Origin of the sequence: Brevibacillus antibioticus, from assembly GCF_005217615.1 — a bacterium.
Lineage (GTDB): Bacteria > Bacillota > Bacilli > Brevibacillales > Brevibacillaceae > Brevibacillus > Brevibacillus antibioticus.
Genome location: NZ_SZNK01000001.1, coordinates 802,046 through 817,449 on the forward strand (window position 1 = coordinate 802,046; position 15,404 = coordinate 817,449).

At 48.3% G+C, this 15,404-nt stretch carries 16 protein-coding genes and 1 pseudogene; 16 read left to right on the forward strand and 1 reads right to left on the reverse strand.

Features of this window, described 5'->3' with window-relative positions; all coding sequences use genetic code 11:
* Nucleotides 1–100 precede the first annotated feature (100 nt).
* A complete protein-coding gene (locus tag E8L90_RS04015; RefSeq protein WP_137028095.1) occupies nt 101–742 on the forward strand; it encodes an RsfA family transcriptional regulator in 642 nt (213 codons plus the stop codon).
* An 85-nt stretch (nt 743–827) separates the two neighbouring features.
* Here E8L90_RS04015 and E8L90_RS04020 read toward each other — a convergent pair whose 3' ends face one another.
* On the reverse strand, nt 828–1,295 hold the full coding sequence (locus E8L90_RS04020; RefSeq protein WP_137028096.1) for an N-acetyltransferase: 468 nt from the start codon (nt 1,293–1,295) through the stop codon (nt 828–830).
* A gap of 276 nt (nt 1,296–1,571) precedes the next feature.
* Here E8L90_RS04020 and E8L90_RS04025 point away from each other — a divergent pair, with 276 nt between their 5' ends.
* The 15 genes and pseudogenes from E8L90_RS04025 (at nt 1,572) to ftsL2 (ending at nt 15,302) form a co-directional block, all read left to right on the forward strand.
* Nucleotides 1,572–2,927 (forward strand): acetyl-CoA carboxylase biotin carboxylase subunit, encoded by a 1,356-nt coding sequence (locus E8L90_RS04025; RefSeq protein ID WP_137028097.1) that lies wholly within the window; start codon nt 1,572–1,574, stop codon nt 2,925–2,927.
* Nucleotides 2,928–2,958: 31 nt separating this feature from the next.
* Complete coding sequence (locus tag E8L90_RS04030; protein WP_048033767.1) at nt 2,959–3,171, forward strand: biotin/lipoyl-containing protein; 213 nt, start codon at nt 2,959–2,961, stop codon at nt 3,169–3,171.
* A 50-nt stretch (nt 3,172–3,221) separates the two neighbouring features.
* Nucleotides 3,222–4,121, forward strand: coding sequence for a hydroxymethylglutaryl-CoA lyase (locus E8L90_RS04035; protein ID WP_137028098.1), 900 nt, complete (start codon nt 3,222–3,224; stop codon nt 4,119–4,121).
* Nucleotides 4,122–4,159: 38 nt separating this feature from the next.
* Nucleotides 4,160–4,933 (forward strand): enoyl-CoA hydratase-related protein, encoded by a 774-nt coding sequence (locus E8L90_RS04040; protein ID WP_137028099.1) that lies wholly within the window; start codon nt 4,160–4,162, stop codon nt 4,931–4,933.
* A gap of 17 nt (nt 4,934–4,950) precedes the next feature.
* A complete protein-coding gene (locus E8L90_RS04045) occupies nt 4,951–6,489 on the forward strand; it encodes an acyl-CoA carboxylase subunit beta (RefSeq protein ID WP_137028100.1) in 1,539 nt (512 codons plus the stop codon).
* 168 nt (nt 6,490–6,657) lie between these two features.
* The gene (locus E8L90_RS04050; RefSeq protein WP_137028101.1) at nt 6,658–7,623 is read left to right on the forward strand and encodes a ketopantoate reductase family protein; all 966 of its coding nucleotides are present in this window, start codon (nt 6,658–6,660) and stop codon (nt 7,621–7,623) included.
* The gene (locus E8L90_RS04055; RefSeq protein ID WP_137028102.1) at nt 7,620–8,018 is read left to right on the forward strand and encodes a DUF3397 domain-containing protein; all 399 of its coding nucleotides are present in this window, start codon (nt 7,620–7,622) and stop codon (nt 8,016–8,018) included. Before E8L90_RS04050 ends, E8L90_RS04055 begins: the two co-directional genes overlap by 4 nt.
* A 52-nt stretch (nt 8,019–8,070) precedes the next feature.
* Nucleotides 8,071–8,628: a helix-turn-helix domain-containing protein gene (locus E8L90_RS04060; protein ID WP_106840057.1), complete on the forward strand. Its 558-nt coding sequence runs from the start codon at nt 8,071–8,073 to the stop codon at nt 8,626–8,628.
* 123 nt (nt 8,629–8,751) lie between these two features.
* Nucleotides 8,752–10,374: a bacillithiol biosynthesis cysteine-adding enzyme BshC gene (gene bshC, locus E8L90_RS04065; protein ID WP_137028103.1), complete on the forward strand. Its 1,623-nt coding sequence runs from the start codon at nt 8,752–8,754 to the stop codon at nt 10,372–10,374.
* Between the two features lie 159 nt (nt 10,375–10,533).
* Entirely contained in the window at nt 10,534–11,586 is a 1,053-nt protein-coding gene (locus E8L90_RS04070) for an S-layer homology domain-containing protein (RefSeq protein WP_137028104.1), read from the forward strand.
* Between the two features lie 99 nt (nt 11,587–11,685).
* Nucleotides 11,686–11,760 (forward strand): annotated as a pseudogene (locus E8L90_RS31300) (LysR family transcriptional regulator); the annotation flags it as partial.
* Between the two features lie 290 nt (nt 11,761–12,050).
* Complete coding sequence (locus E8L90_RS04085; protein ID WP_137028105.1) at nt 12,051–13,310, forward strand: adenosylhomocysteinase; 1,260 nt, start codon at nt 12,051–12,053, stop codon at nt 13,308–13,310.
* Nucleotides 13,311–13,461: 151 nt separating this feature from the next.
* On the forward strand, nt 13,462–13,893 hold the full coding sequence (gene mraZ / locus E8L90_RS04090) for a division/cell wall cluster transcriptional repressor MraZ (RefSeq protein WP_017249567.1): 432 nt from the start codon (nt 13,462–13,464) through the stop codon (nt 13,891–13,893).
* Between the two features lie 17 nt (nt 13,894–13,910).
* Nucleotides 13,911–14,855, forward strand: coding sequence for a 16S rRNA (cytosine(1402)-N(4))-methyltransferase RsmH (gene rsmH / locus E8L90_RS04095; RefSeq protein WP_137028106.1), 945 nt, complete (start codon nt 13,911–13,913; stop codon nt 14,853–14,855).
* Between the two features lie 33 nt (nt 14,856–14,888).
* Nucleotides 14,889–15,302 (forward strand): cell division protein FtsL, encoded by a 414-nt coding sequence (ftsL2, locus tag E8L90_RS04100; protein ID WP_137028107.1) that lies wholly within the window; start codon nt 14,889–14,891, stop codon nt 15,300–15,302.
* Nucleotides 15,303–15,404: the final 102 nt, after the last annotated feature.

Genomic DNA, 15,404 nt, shown 5'->3' on the forward strand with positions numbered 1-15,404 from the left:
CTTGGACATACTTTTTCTAGTAGAAAGCGATTCTACAAGAGTAGGGAAAAGCATAGGATGAATTACATCATCCTTTTTAAAGGTAACGGGAGGGACTCATATGGTAGCTTCCAGACAAGACGCATGGACCGAAGATGACGATCTAGTGTTGGCGGAAGTCACCTTGCGCCACATACGCGAAGGCGGCACACAGCTTGCTGCATTTGAAGAAGTGGGTCAAAGGTTGGGAAGGACAGCAGCTGCGTGCGGCTTCCGCTGGAACAGTTGCGTGCGCAAAAGGTACGATGCGGCCATTTCGATTGCGAAAAGCCAAAGGCAGCAATTGAAAAAGCTCGGGAGGATTCAAGCACCGCCTCCTGTGGTGCCTGAGGTCGAGGTCGTCACGTTGCACACAAAACGCTCAGAAACACCAGTAGCAGAGGTACAAAGGTACGCGGATGTAGAGGAGCAGCAGATTGAAACAGTCATTCGCATGCTCGTCAATCAAAAAGAAATGACTCGTCGCTTGCGACAATTGGAACAAGAGTTGGAAGGAAAAGAGTTGGAGTTAAAAGAATTGAAAGAAGCCCACGAACGCGCTAGAAAAGAGCTGGATCAGGTTCAGGGTGTCAATGATGACTACCGTGCGTTAGTACAGATCATGGAACGTGCACGCAAGCTTGCTTTTTTACAGGAAGAGGATTCCAATAAAGCGATCTTCAAAATGGATGAAAATGGAAATTTAGAGCGCGTGGAAAAATAAGCGCAAGGCATGAAAAAAGAAGCGGTGATTGATCCGCTTCTTTTTGTTTACGCATTCATCTGTCGTTCACGTTGGTAATAGGGAGCTAGTCTTGCAGCTCTACGCTCTCTGGCAACCATACGTACGGGTTTTCACCACGATCACGCATGAGGTTGTATTTCACAGGTGTGAAGCCCATTTTCAACCAAAAATCGTCTGCGCGACAGCGGGAGTTGGTTTTAATAGGAGCTCCAAAGCTCTTCGCGTGGTTAACCAAAGCAGTTCCGTAATCTTTGTGACGGTAGTCGGGCAGGACCTCGAGCTTCCACAGCTCATAATAGTCTTGCTCTGGTTGGAAGTAACGGTCATATTTCCCGTCAATTTTGTAGAGGCTCATACGTGCTACCAGAAGATCGTTGTCATAAATACCGTAAAATGGAGATTCCGAATCGTTTTCCACGATGTTCGCCTCCAGGTCTTCCTTCATAGAAAGCTCCTCCAGGCCAAATTCGCGAAACTTCTGGAATTCCTCCAGTGTCTTATAGTTGATTTGCAAACGTCTTACTTCAAACATGGTTAGCCACTCCTCTCACAGCTCTTTGCCTTGGCCACCTTTCGGCCACGCCCCTTTATTATACACGATGATTGGCTTTTCCGAAGTGTTTTTCTTTTTTATATGGAGGGATTGGCAGGAATTGATTTTGCTTCCTTGGAAAAATTTTAAATTTCATCCTAGAACTATGATCATTCTCGTGGCAAAATAGAAAGTAGCATCACATGATACAAACCAGGCAAACAATTTGGAAGCGCTTACGGTTGTGGTCGGTTTGTCAAAGAGGGGAGCGTTGCCATGAACAAGGTATTAATCGCAAACCGTGGTGAGATTGCCAGACGAATTATTCGTACATGCAAGGCAAGAGGAGTGGCTACGGTTGCTGTCTATTCGGATGCAGACAAGGATCTGCCGTTTGTACGTGAAGCAGATGAGTCCGTCCATATTGGTCCACCGCCCGTTCCACACAGTTACCTGAACGTAGAGGCCATTCTTGCAGCAGCGAAAAGCACCGGTGCCGATGCTATTCATCCAGGCTACGGTCTTTTGTCAGAAAACGAAGCCTTTGCCCGCCGCGTTCTGGAAGAAGGTCTTCTATTCATTGGGCCTACCCCTGAGGTCATCGGTCAAATGGGCGACAAGCTGACTGCCCGCCGTATTATGGAAGCTGCGGGAGTGCCAGTCGTTCCAGGGTGCGAGCAGGCTATCGATTCTCCAGATGAAGCAGCTGTCATCGCGATGTCCATTGGATATCCCGTAATGCTAAAGGCTAGTGCTGGCGGCGGAGGAATCGGGATGCACATTTGTCGAGATGAGGCAGAGCTGCGTCAAGCCTACCAATCGGCGAAAGGTCGTGCAAAAGCGTATTTTGGTAACGATGCGATGTACTTGGAGAAATACGTGGAACGCCCGCACCACATCGAAGTGCAGGTCGTCGCCGATCAGCACGGAAACGTCATTCACTTATTAGAACGGGAATGCTCCATACAGCGCAGACATCAAAAGGTGCTCGAGGAAAGCCCTTCTCCCTTTTTGGACACAGCAACAAGAGAGCTACTGTGCGATGCAGCGGTAACAGCGGCGAAAGCAGTGGGCTACTCGGGTGTTGGAACAGTTGAATTTATCGTAGATGAACAGAAAAACTTTTACTTCTTGGAAATGAATACACGCTTGCAAGTGGAGCATCCCGTGACGGAAGAAATGACAGGCATTGACCTCGTGTCGCTCCAACTGGACATTGCCGATGGTCACCCGTTGTCGATCAAGCAAGAGGACGTCAAGGCTCTGCGCCACGCAATTGAGCTGCGCGTCTATGCGGAAGACCCTGTCACCTTCCTGCCATCGCCAGGGACGATTACGTTGTACCAGCCACCTGCATTTGAAGATGTTCGAATTGATGATGGGGTAGAGACAGGTACACAGGTGACTCCTTTTTACGACCCGATGATTGCAAAGGTCATTGTATCGGCAGCGACAAGAGAAGAGGCTGTGTACCAGGCGCAGAAGGCTATGGATCATTTTCTGATTACTGGCATTAAAACGAACATTCCGTTTTTGAAGGAAGTATTACAGGACGAACAATTCCTGGCAGGTAACTATACGACATGGTTTGTTACTGAGCGCGGAGCTGCGTCAAGTAACGAAAAACGCTAATATCCATAATAGGTAAGGGAGAGGACCATCCATGAAACAAGTAGCAGCCAATATGGCAGGAACTGTTATTAATGTCCTGGTGCAGCCAGGTGACGAGATCACTGAAGGACAAGACGTTCTTGTACTGGAATCGATGAAAATGGAAGTTCCTGTACAGGCTCAAGCCTCAGGCAAGGTTGTGGAAGTAAAAGCGAATATTGGCGATTTTGTCAACGATGGCGATATCATCGTCGTTTTGGAATAAGATTAGAATATCTCTAAACTGAGCGGCCGCTAGGTGAGGGGGGATTTGTTGTGCGTGTGCAAATCGTGGAGGTCGGTCCTCGTGACGGGCTGCAAAATGAGAGCGGGATCGTTCCGGCAGCAGCAAAAATCGCGCTGATTCATAAGCTGATAGAAGCAGGCTTGAAGCGGATAGAAGCAAGTTCGTTTGTGAATCCGAAATGGATACCGCAACTGGCGGATGCAGATGAGGTCTTGCAGGGAATCAATCGCAGCCAAGAGGTAACGCTCAGTGCATTGGTTCCAAATATTCGCGGTCTGGAGCGGGCGCGCCAATGCGGACTGACAGAGATTGCCCTGTTTATGTCTGCTTCTCAAACGCATAATCAAAAAAATATCAATAAACGGATAGAAGACACGTATCCGATCCTGCGAGAGGTTGCCCAGGAAGCGCTGGCTCTCGGGATGAAAGTTCGCGGATATATCTCAACGGTATTCGGTTGTCCGTACGAGGGAAACGTTCCGCTGGACAATAGCCGCAGGGTGACAGAGGCTCTGTTGGAAATGGGAGTGTACGAGATTTCTCTCGGGGATACGATCGGGGTTGCAACACCGAAGCAGGTTCATGAGGTCTTTGGAGAACTTGTGAAAGATGTTACGAACGAGCGCTTAGCCGCCCATTTCCATGATACGAGAGGAACGGGATTGGCGAACGTAGCAGCAGCGCTAGAGGAAGGAATCCGCATCTTTGACAGCTCAATTGGTGGCCTCGGCGGATGCCCGTATGCGCCAGGAGCTGCCGGCAACATTTCGACTGAAGATTTGGTCTACATGTTGCATGGAATGGGCTATGAAACGGGCGTCGATCTCGAGAAATTGATTGAGGCGGGGGCGTATATTGGGCAGCAGTTGGGCAAAGAGCTCCCCTCAAAAGTGCTGCGGGCATCGCTCGCAAGCAAACCAGCGGGATGATCTGTATTTTCCACACATTCGCAAAGAGGGGATAAAAGATGACGGTTTCCCTGCAAAGAGAGGGCGCAATCGGCGTGCTAACGCTGCAACGGCCAGAAGTTTTTAACTGCCTCAATCTTGAAACACTTGTGACACTGCGTGGCTTGATTAGTGAAATCAGCCATGATCGTGATATCCGGACGGTCATTGTGACAGGTGCTGGTGACAAGGCGTTTTCCTCTGGCGCGGATTTGAGAGAGCGGCGCTCCATGTCACCACAACAGGTCGATGTCTATATCCAAACGATTCGAGATACGTTCACGGAGCTGGAAAAGCTACCGAAACCAGTCATCGCGGCGATTAACGGACTGGCGCTGGGGGGCGGTACAGAATTGGCGCTGGCGTGCGATCTGCGAATCATGAGTGAACAGGCCCAGATGGGATTAACGGAGACCTCGCTCGGGATCATCCCTGGTGCCGGCGGAACACAGCGTTTACCTCGACTGGTTGGAAAAGGCGTCGCCAAGGATCTGATTTTTACGGCAAGGCGTGTATTTCCCCAGGAGGCACTGTCCATCGGGTTGATCAATCGGATTGTTCCCGCTGATCAACTCATGGAGACAGCCATTTCTTTGGCTGAGCAAATTTCAATGAATGCTCCACTTGCCCTAGCCCAAGCCAAGTTTGCCATCGATTGTGGAGTAGAGGTCGAGTTAGCTAGTGGACTTCAAATTGAAAGCAACGCATACAAGCTGCTCGTCCCCACGAAGGACCGCCTAGAAGGACTCGCAGCTTTTCAAGAAAAACGAAAACCGATATACCGCGGAGAGTGACGAGGGGGATTACGCTGATGACCAAACATTTGGAAGATACATTGCACGAAAAAATCGCCGAAGTAGTGCAAGGGGGCGATGCCAAGTATCATGACAAGCTCAAGGAGCAAAACAAGCTGTTCGTCCGCGATCGCCTCAAGCTATTGTTCGATGACGAGTTCATGGTCGAGGATGGGCTGTTCGCGAATGTCATGGCAGGCGATCTGCCGGCGGATGGAGTTGTCACCGCAATTGGCAAGGTGAATGGTCAAACGGTCTGCGTGATGGCCAATGATTCGACAGTGAAAGCGGGGTCTTGGGGATCGCGGACCGTCGAGAAAATAATTCGCATTCAAGAGACAGCTGAAAAAATGCGTGTTCCTCTTCTTTATCTCGTCGATTCAGCAGGAGCGCGTATCACTGACCAATTGGAGATGTTCCCAGGCCGACGGGGTGCTGGGCGAATCTTTTATAACCAAGTGAAGCTTTCCGGCAAAATTCCACAAGTGTGCATTTTGTTTGGACCTTCTGCGGCTGGTGGCGCTTATATCCCAGCTTTTTGTGACATTGTCATCATGGTCGACAAAAACGCGAGCATGTACTTGGGCTCTCCGCGTATGGCGGAAATGGTGATTGGTGAAAAAGTGAGCTTGGAAGAGTTGGGCGGCGCACGGATGCATTGCTCGGTCAGCGGATGCGGTGACGTACTGGCTGCCGATGAAGAAGAAGCGATTCAAGCTGCACGCAGCTATCTTCGTTTCTTCCCGGCGAACTATACGTTGACGCCACCGACTGCACTGGCGAAAGCCCCTGTGTCTACAGCGAAGGAAATCACGAGCATCGTACCGGAGAACCAAAATGCAGCTTTCAATATGCATGATGTCATTACAGCATTGGTCGACGAGGATTCGTTCTTTGAAATCAAAAAGCTATTTGCCCAAGAGCTGATTACCGGATTGGCGCGTCTGGATGGCAAGCCTGTCGGAATCATCGCCAACCAACCGCGTGTGAAGGGAGGAGTCCTGTTTGTCGATTCGGCTGACAAGGCGGCTCGATTCATCACGTTGTGCGATGCGTTTTCGATCCCACTCCTGTTCTTGGCGGATGTTCCTGGGTTTATGATCGGGACAGCCGTAGAGCGGGCAGGCATTATCAGACACGGGGCAAAAATGATCTCCGCCATGGCGGAAGCCACGGTACCGAAAATATCCGTCATTGTACGCAAAGCGTATGGTGCCGGTTTGTATGCAATGGCCAGCTCTGCGTTTGAACCAGATGCTTGCCTCGCACTGCCCGGTGCCCAAATCGCCGTGATGGGACCAGAAGCAGCAGTTAATGCTGTCTACAGTAACAAAATTCAGGCGATTGAGGACCCTACAGAGCGTCAAGCGTTTATTCAAGAAAAACGCAGAGAATATCAGGAAGACATCGATCTGTACTTACTGGCATCAAACTTGATTGTAGATGCTGTTGTGCCTCCAAGCGAACTAAGACGAGAATTAATCCAGCGCTACGAGGTTTACAAGGAAAAGCGTCACGTTTTTTCGGACAGAAAGCATGCTGTTTATCCCGTGTAAATCAGGGTTCAGGCTGTCGTCAAAAGGCGATAGCCTATTTTTGTACAAAAAACGTGTAAGAGCCTAGGAATATTTCGATAATTAGATCTTTTTTGTGACAATCAATTGAACAATCCCGAAAACTCTGTTATTCTTGAAAAATAAGCATTGATTAATGTGGGTGAACAAATGCTGCTAGAACCAATGACGTGTCAGGTGGTAGTTGTAGGTGGCGGGTCTGTCGGGCTGCTGTATGCAGCGAGGCTCGCACTTTCTGGACAACCTGTCACGATTGTTACACGCAGTTCACTCCAGGCAAATCAGCTAAATGAGCGCGGGCTCAGCTTTCAAAAGCTGAATGGCGAGACAGTCACTGTTCCCGTCGCTGCTCGTCCCATTGAAGAAGGATTGCCTGAAGGGAATCTGTATCTGTTAACTGTAAAGCAGCCAGATTTGCATAGTGTGCTTCCAGCTTTACAAGGGGTAGAGCTTAAGGCAAGAGTAATCGCTTTGCAAAATGGCATGGGTCATTACGAATTGCTTCGAACCGTTTTAACGGAGACACAATGCTTCTTTGCGATTCATACGGAAGGAGCAAGGAGATTGTCGCCTACAGAAGTCGTGCATACCGGTACAGGTACTTTGCGCGTAGGCTCTTGGGAGACTTCTGATTGCAATGATCCACTGATTCGCACATTTGTTGAGTGGGCAATATCAACAGGCATGGAGGCTGTCTATGAAAAGGCAATACAGCCCTTCGCTTGGCGCAAGCTCATCGCAAATGCGCTGATCAATCCGTTAACCGCGCTTTTTGAAATCCCAAATGGTGCTCTCCTCGAAAATTCACATACACAACAGCTCATGCGCGATCTATTTGTGGAAGCAGCTACAGTGGCTGCGTATGCCGGCCAAAAAATCGAGGATGCAGACTTGCAGGAAATTGTCTCCATTTGCCGAAATACTTCCCGTAATCTTTCCTCCATGCTGCAGGATATAAAGAAGCGCAGACCAACGGAAGTGCAATCTATCAACGGATATCTCGTCCAAGTAGGAAAAAAGGCCGGGATTCCGACTCCGCTGCACGAAACCTTGCTTCGCGTTATCCTTTTGAAGTCAGACATGGGAATACGGAAGGAGGGAGGCGACAGTAGATGACCTTTTTGGTGAATGTCTGGGCCTATTTGTGGGGGACGCTGACGGTTGTGCCGTTTCTCGGGTTTCCGCTCGTTTATTTCATCTTGTATGGAATGACGCGGAACAAGAAATTGGCAGGCCGCTTCGCGATAAATATCACGAATCTTTTGGTGATTCGCTCTGCCGTTTCCGCTTACGAACTGATCTGGCCCGAGGCATTTTCCGCTTGGTGGTGGGTATTCTGCTTTTATTTGGTGGTAATTATGCTCCTTGGGTGGGTACAGATGAAGTGGAAGGGGCGGCTCTCCCTCAAAAAGGTAGGATTTTCAGCCTGGCGATTGTCGTTTCTCTGGTTTGGAATCGTCTACATAGTGCTGTTTACGACCGGAATTATCAAAACGATGGGTGTCGTGTAAAGCACTGGTTATACATATCGTATTTATTCCGATAAGAAAGAAGGTTGGAACTATGCGACTTCCCATCGAGACCATCGGGCATAAGATTCGAATGATTCGGAAAGAACGCGGCTTTACCTTGGAAATTATGGCAGGCAAGACAGGGTTAAGCAAAGGTTTGCTGAGCCAAGTAGAGCGTGGAATTTCGCAGCCGTCTCTTGATTCGCTGTGGAAAATCACCAAAGCTCTGGAGTCACCCATCATTCATTTTTTCGAAGATATTGATCAAAAGCAGGTGCATGTGACTCGCTTGCAAAAACGCAGACAACTGGTCTTTCCTGAATCGACGGGCACTTATTCGCTGCTCTCGATGGGAGGTAGTGCCAAGCTGGGGATGCTGGAAGTGCGACTGATGCCTGGAGAAATGGCTGTCGATAAGTTCGTGCAGTCAGAGGGAGAAGAGTGCTTCACGGTCATTAGCGGCAGTGTAACAGCACGCTTCAACGATGAAGAGCATGTATTGGAAGCAGGAGACAGTATTTCATTTGACAGTAGTAAAACACACTCAATCGAAAATACAGGAGAAACGGAGGCCTTGTTAATCTGGTCCGTCACCCCTCCGCAATTTTAATGTAAGCGCAAAAGAGCCTGTATTACACTTTGACAACCCATTTAAGCGGGTTGTCTTGTTTTTTGTGGCTGTGGAGCATGTTATAATTTTGGTTGACCATGGCCCTAAGAAAGGTGAGCTAGCATGAATGTTGAATGTCTCGCGCTTCCATTGGCGAATCCGCTGGCACAGGAGTACCAGCAGCAAAATGCCTCTGCATTACAGTTTTTTGTGCATAATCCCTACCGTGAACAGTCCTACCGACAACGCGTGGAATGGCTTCAAAGTCAATCCTATCCTCACCGGAACCAGCTTGTGGAAGGGTTATATCGTTTTAATAAAGAGATGGGTACTCACCCTGAAGCACTGAAAAATATCGAGTTGCTCAAACAGCCAGACACATATGTGGTCATCGGCGGTCAGCAAGCAGGAGTTCTGGGTGGACCACTCTATACGGTCAACAAAGCTGTTCATCTGATCCAGGCAGCGAAGAGGCTGTCTGCCGAGCTTCAGGCGAACGTCATTCCGGTGTTTTGGATTGCTGGCGAAGATCATGACATCGATGAGATCGATCATGTGTACTGGGGAGCAGACGATGGGAAGCGCCTGCATAAAGAGCGACTGGCTCTGAACAAAAAGGGTCGCCAATCGGCAAGTGCGCTACCCTTGGACCCTGAACTGTGTGCGCAGTTCCTGGAAAGGTTTTTCCAGGGGCAGACAGAGACTGCTGACACCAAACAGATTCGTGAGTTGCTGACGCAGGCCGCAGCAGATTCGCGTACAGTCGCAGAGTGGTTTGCCCGCTTGATGGCAAAATTGTTTGGCAAGCACGGTCTTATTCTGGTTGAATCCTCGTTGCCGTTTGTTCGTGAACTGCAGCAACCCATCTTTTCACAGATCATCGAAAACAATGAGCAAATGGCAAAGGTATTGCTACGGGCAGCGGATCGGATTTCAACCGCTGGCTATCCACTTCAATTGCAAGTGGAAGAGCATCAAGCCAATCTGTTCGTCTATGAGGGCGATGCTCGTTTGCTGTTGGAACGTCACGGGGAGCGCTTTATCAATCGGAGACGTTCGTACAGTCGCGATGAATTGCTCAAGCAGGTAGCGGATTCCCCGGAGCGTTTTAGCACAAATGTCGTTACCCGTGGGTTGATGCAGGAGCATCTGTTTCCTACGCTTGCCTTCATTGGAGGTCCGGGTGAGATTGCTTATTGGGCGTTTTATCGGGAGGTATTCGAGCTATTCGGGATGCAGATGCCGATCGTATTGCCTCGTATGTCCATTACTCTTGTGGAAGGTGCTCAACAGCGACTGCTGGATAGCTTGGGGCTGTCTGTTGAACGAGTCTTGACTGACTTTACCACATGGAAAACCGAGTGGTCCAAAAAGCAGGCGCCACATCCGTTGGAGCAGCAATTCGCATCGGCACGGGAGTCGATCATGTCAATCTATCGTCCGCTGGTAGAGGAGGTCGTTTCTCTCGATGGCGGATTGCGTGGTCTGGCTGAGAAAAATAGTAAGCTGCTGTTGGAGCAAGTCTCCTTTTTGGAAGAGCGTCTGATTCGTTCGCTACAGCAAAAGGATGATGTGGAGCACGTGCGCGTCCAACGAATTGAGACCGCTTTGTTGCCTGAAGGTGGACTGCAAGAAAGAAAGCATTCGTTTTTCCCGTTTGCAAATAAATATGGCCTTGGTTTAATTGACCGATTAGTAGATGCGCCATTCGCGCATGATGGTACTCATCAACTTTATTACCTGTAAAATACAGCGCAAAATAGTCGGATCGTCCTAGAAGTGGGCCCGGCTATTTTTTTGTTGTTTAAGCAAGTGGAAAACTTTTCTTCAGATTATGCCGAAACTTTTCCGACAAATTCTGCGTCTTAGTAGTAATGGATTGTTTTGGGAAAGGTGGTACTCGGGATGCAGATTACATTACAACAAATCGGGAAAAAAGCCACTCTACTAGTTGTTAGCTTGTCGGTTTTATTGACGGGTATCGCAACCGCAGGAATGAAAACGGCCGACGCACGAGAAGAATACGTGGCCCATTCACCTGCATTTATCGACACAAATGGACATTGGGCAGCAAAGGAAATAGGGATTGCTACCAAAAAAGGATTGATCAAAGGATTTCCCGAAGGAACCTTTAAGCCAGAGCAAACGGTGACGCAAGAACAGTTTTTATCCCTGATTGAACGCGTCATACCTTCTTTCACAGGTCATGAGCCTGACAGCTCTATCAAAGAGACCTACTTGCAGGCTGCTGCGGGACGTTGGTCGGAAAAAACCTATCACCATTTGTCTTCAGCGGGTATCATGCCATCCGGGAAACCGACGGATAGCATAACGCGGTTGGAAGCGGCAAGAGCCTTGCTAGCAGCCATCGGGCATCAATCAGAAGGGGAAAAATATCGGGGAACGACTGCGAAGTTTTTCACGGATCTTTCGGTCGAAAATGAAACACAGGTGATGACGGTCTACCCTGCCTACAAAATGGGGATTTTGGCTGGCTTTCCAGATGGAAGCTTTCGTCCTGATGACAAAATCAACAGAGCACAGGCAGTCGTCCTGTTAAATCGTTTGGAAACAAAAATCAGCGAGCTATATCCTGGCAATGTATCGGAGAGCGAGAAAAAGGCAATGACACAAGCTGTCTCGTCCTTTGTAGGTGACGTGATGGAAAAGCAAAAGATTCGTCGCTTTGATGACTTGGTTGCGTATGTAAAGAAAAACAATCTGCCTGTCAGTGAATCGTTTTTACGCGAGCATTTTTCGTTTATGCAATATGAAGTGTATGATTATGTCCGGTTTCCGCAGTTTAATGAGCTGATGTACTTTGCAAAAATCGGGATGAATAAATACAGAATGACAGTTCAATATTACGCAGGAGATTTGGGTGGAAGCGTCGATCGCACGTTTTACCTTTCCTCGAGCGATGGCAAAACGTTTCGACTGATTGGAAAAGATGAATAAGAAAAGAAGGCTGGAAGGTGACCCCAGCTTTTTTTGTGTCAGAGATAACGGGATACAGCCCTAACCTACAGACGAGAGAAGTAGAGGAAGCGGGGGCTTGCGTTTACTCGTGCAGCAGAAATTTTAGGCTACGCGCAGTCGAGTGTGACGACCCAAATTCAAAACTTGGAAGCGATTAAACAGTTACTTCCGAAAATTTGCGTACAAGTAGAAGTGAAAAATGGTACACTGGTTATACCTACCTTTTCCTATCTGAATATCCGAGTATTCCAGCAGTTGATTTCCAATAAAAAGAAAGGGATGCCACAAGCTTTGCTGCGCTTTTTGGAGCTACTTACGGTAGAAACCGCAGTGCCGTAAACTACCGTAAACTGCCGATAATAGGAAAAACAGGTGATGGTTGAACGTGCGTATGATATGATAGAGAAGGTTGCTTTATGAGATAAAAGGAGGTCCATCCATACATGAACACAGTGTCTGAAAGCATCGTAAAAGATATGTCGTTGGCGCACAACGGCCATCTGAAAATTGATTGGGTAAAAGAACACATGCCTGTCTTAAACCGCATTCGCGAGCGCTTTGAAAAAGAGCAGCCTTTTGCAGGCCTGAAAGTTGCGATCTCCTTGCACTTGGAAGCAAAAACGGCTTATCTGGCAAAAGTAGTTCAAGCTGGTGGCGCTGAAGTAACCATTACGGGTTCCAACCCATTGTCCACGCAAGATGACATCTGCGCAGCATTGGTGGAAGACGGTATCCGCGTATTTGCGAAATACAACCCAGATCCTGCTGAATACAAAGAGCACCTGATCAAAACACTGGAAACTCGTCCTGACCTGATCATTGACGACGGTGGCGACCTGATCACTATTTTGCACAGTGAGCGTCGTGATCTGTTGTCTCAAGTGCGCGGTGGTGCAGAAGAAACGACAACAGGTATTCTGCGTCTGAAAGCGTTGGAGAAAGAAGGCAAGCTGGAGTTCCCGATGGTTGCTGTAAACGATGCATTCTGCAAATACTTGTTCGATAACCGCTATGGTACTGGTCAATCCGTATGGGATGGTATCAACCGTACAACAAATCTCGTAGTGGCTGGTAAAACTGTAGTGGTAGCTGGCTATGGCTGGTGCGGTAAAGGTGTAGCGATGCGTGCAAAAGGTTTGGGCGCAAAAGTCATCGTAACCGAAATCGACCCAATCAAAGCGGTAGAAGCTTACATGGATGGATTTGAAGTAATGCCAATGCTTGAAGCTGCGAAGCATGGTGACTACTTCGTAACAGTAACAGGTAACCGCGATATCATCAGCAAAGAGCATTTTGCTGTGATGAAAGATGGCGCAATCTTGTCCAACGCGGGTCACTTCGATGTCGAAGTAAACAAGGTCGATCTGAATGCCATGTCGACATCTTCCCGTATTGTGCGTAAAGATATTGAAGAGTTTGTCTTGACTGATGGTCGAAAAGTGTATCTGCTCGCAGAAGGCCGCCTCGTGAACTTGGCTGCTGGCGACGGACATCCGGCTGAAATCATGGATATGACCTTTGCTCTGCAAGCGGTATCCTTGGCTTATGTCAATGAACAGTACAAAAACATTGGCAAAAAAGTGCTGAACGTACCATTCGAGTTGGATCAAATGGTAGCACAGTACAAGTTGGAAGCTCTGAACATCGGAATCGACAAATTGACAGATGAGCAAAAATCCTACCTGGAAAGCTGGGTCGAATAGTTCCTCGAATCCCGTCTTTTCCCGGCAAAAAAATATGCGAAAAAATCCTGCTTACAAACGCAGGATTTTTTTTTATAATAACAAATAGGTACCAGGTGGGGAAAAGTGGGGGAAAGTGGAGCCAGCCGAAAGGAAAGTGGGGGACCAGGGCGTGTTCATGGGGGAATATCAGCACAGCATCGACGAAAAAGGCCGCCTGACGATCCCAGCCAAATTCCGTGAAGGGCTAGGCGCTTCCTTTGTTATTACCCGCGGGCTGGACCAATGTTTGTTTGCTTATCCGCAAGATGAGTGGAAACAACTAGAGGAAAGACTCAAGTCTCTCCCCTTTACAAAAGCAGATGCTCGCGCATTTACACGATTTTTCTTTTCAGGTGCCACCGAATGCGAGTGGGACAAGCAGGGAAGGGTAAACATACCACCCAATTTACGTGAACATGCAGGTATGCAAAAAGAATGTGTGATCATCGGGGTGTCAAACCGTGTAGAGGTATGGAGCAAGGAACGCTGGGAAGATTATTTTGCCCAGTCAGAAGGCTCTTTTGGAGAAATTGCCGAAAAACTGGTTGATTTTAATTTGTAGCAGCGAGAAGAACAGGAGTGACGACATTGTCGTTTCATCACGTAACGGTTTTGATGGAAGAGGCTGTCGCAGGGCTAAACATTCGTCCTGGAGGCATTTATGTAGACTGTACACTCGGTGGAGCTGGGCATAGCAGTTTGATTGCTTCCAAGCTGACGGAGGGCGGTCGCCTTATCGCCATCGATCAGGACGACTGGGCGCTGGATAATGCCCGCGAAAGACTCGCTTCCTATATGGATAGAGTCACGCTGGTAAAGAGCAACTTTCGTCATATCAAAGACATTGTGAGAGATTTAGGCTTGGCTGGCGTAGACGGGATATTGTTTGACCTCGGGGTATCCTCTCCGCAATTGGACGAGGGAGAGCGCGGCTTCAGCTACAATGCCGATGCGCCTTTGGATATGAGAATGGACCAACAAGCGCCATTGTCCGCCTATGACATTATCAATGAGTGGGAAGAAGAAGAGATTGCCAAGATTATTTGGCTGTACGGAGAAGAGAAATTTTCCCGCCGTATTGCCCGACAAATCGTTCAACAACGAAAGAAGCAGCCGATCAAAACAACAGGGGAACTCGTTGAGTTGATTAAGGAAGGAATTCCTGCCGCTGCACGCCGTACCGGACCCCATCCGGCGAAGCGTACCTTTCAGGCAATTCGGATCGCAGTCAATGATGAATTGGATGCATTCAAAGAGGCCGTCGTCGATGCTATTGAGGTTTTGAATCCAGAAGGTCGCGTAAGTGTCATCACGTTTCATTCATTAGAGGACAGAATCTGCAAGCAAATTTATCAAGACTTTTCAAAAGGGTGCACGTGCCCACCAGCCTTTCCGATTTGCACATGCGGAAATAAAGCGGTAGTAAAAGTCATTACAAAGAAGCCGATTTTGCCATCAGAAGAAGAATTGGAAGCAAACAAGCGTGCACGATCAGCTAAACTACGGGTAGCGGAGAAGCAGTAGACCGGGAACGACGAGAAAGGGGAGGGAGAAGCGATGAGTTATTACTACCGAGGAAATCTAGCTATGGAGTTGGAACAACAATCCCGCTCTGTAACGAAAACAACAAAGCGCACGGTTCGAATCAAGCCAACGATTCCGACCGGAGAAAAATTGCTGTATCTCTTATTTATCTCGTTAACCGTCGTCGGCTTGGGTCTAGTGGGTGTCCGCTACTCGCAAATTTCCCAGTTGAATTACGAAATCCAGAGCACCAAACATGAAAACCGTGTGACGGCAGAAAAAAATGCAACGTTGAAATTGCAAATTGAGCAAATGACCAACCGGGATCGCCTGCAAAAAGAAGCAGAGAAGCAGGGGATGGTATACAATCCAGCAGCTGTACATACGATCGGAAAACCAGATGTACAGGCGAGTTCTCTGCCACAAACACAAATCAAAAAACCTTAAATGTTACTGCTCGTTATGTGCGGTAACATTTTTTCTTAGCTGGGCCAGAGTCTGCTCCTGACTCGGCTAGGTTGCGTTCGTCTCCCCAACAGCCTTTGTTGG

Excerpts from the sequence above, each read along its gene's own strand:
- E8L90_RS04025 (WP_137028097.1), top strand. The coding sequence starts at position 1,572 with ATGAACAAGGTATTAATCGCAAACCGTGGTGAGATTGCCAGACGAATT.
- E8L90_RS04015 (WP_137028095.1), top strand. The coding sequence starts at position 101 with ATGGTAGCTTCCAGACAAGACGCATGGACCGAAGATGACGATCTAGTG.
- E8L90_RS04085 (WP_137028105.1), top strand. The coding sequence starts at position 12,051 with ATGAACACAGTGTCTGAAAGCATCGTAAAAGATATGTCGTTGGCGCAC.
- E8L90_RS04060 (WP_106840057.1), top strand. The coding sequence starts at position 8,071 with ATGCGACTTCCCATCGAGACCATCGGGCATAAGATTCGAATGATTCGG.
- ftsL2 (WP_137028107.1), top strand. The coding sequence starts at position 14,889 with ATGAGTTATTACTACCGAGGAAATCTAGCTATGGAGTTGGAACAACAA.
- E8L90_RS04070 (WP_137028104.1), top strand. The coding sequence starts at position 10,534 with ATGCAGATTACATTACAACAAATCGGGAAAAAAGCCACTCTACTAGTT.
- E8L90_RS04030 (WP_048033767.1), top strand. The coding sequence starts at position 2,959 with ATGAAACAAGTAGCAGCCAATATGGCAGGAACTGTTATTAATGTCCTG.
- bshC (WP_137028103.1), top strand. The coding sequence starts at position 8,752 with ATGAATGTTGAATGTCTCGCGCTTCCATTGGCGAATCCGCTGGCACAG.
- E8L90_RS04020 (WP_137028096.1), bottom strand. The coding sequence starts at position 1,295 with ATGTTTGAAGTAAGACGTTTGCAAATCAACTATAAGACACTGGAGGAA.
- E8L90_RS04050 (WP_137028101.1), top strand. The coding sequence starts at position 6,658 with ATGCTGCTAGAACCAATGACGTGTCAGGTGGTAGTTGTAGGTGGCGGG.
- E8L90_RS04045 (WP_137028100.1), top strand. The coding sequence starts at position 4,951 with ATGACCAAACATTTGGAAGATACATTGCACGAAAAAATCGCCGAAGTA.
- E8L90_RS04055 (WP_137028102.1), top strand. The coding sequence starts at position 7,620 with ATGACCTTTTTGGTGAATGTCTGGGCCTATTTGTGGGGGACGCTGACG.
- E8L90_RS04040 (WP_137028099.1), top strand. The coding sequence starts at position 4,160 with ATGACGGTTTCCCTGCAAAGAGAGGGCGCAATCGGCGTGCTAACGCTG.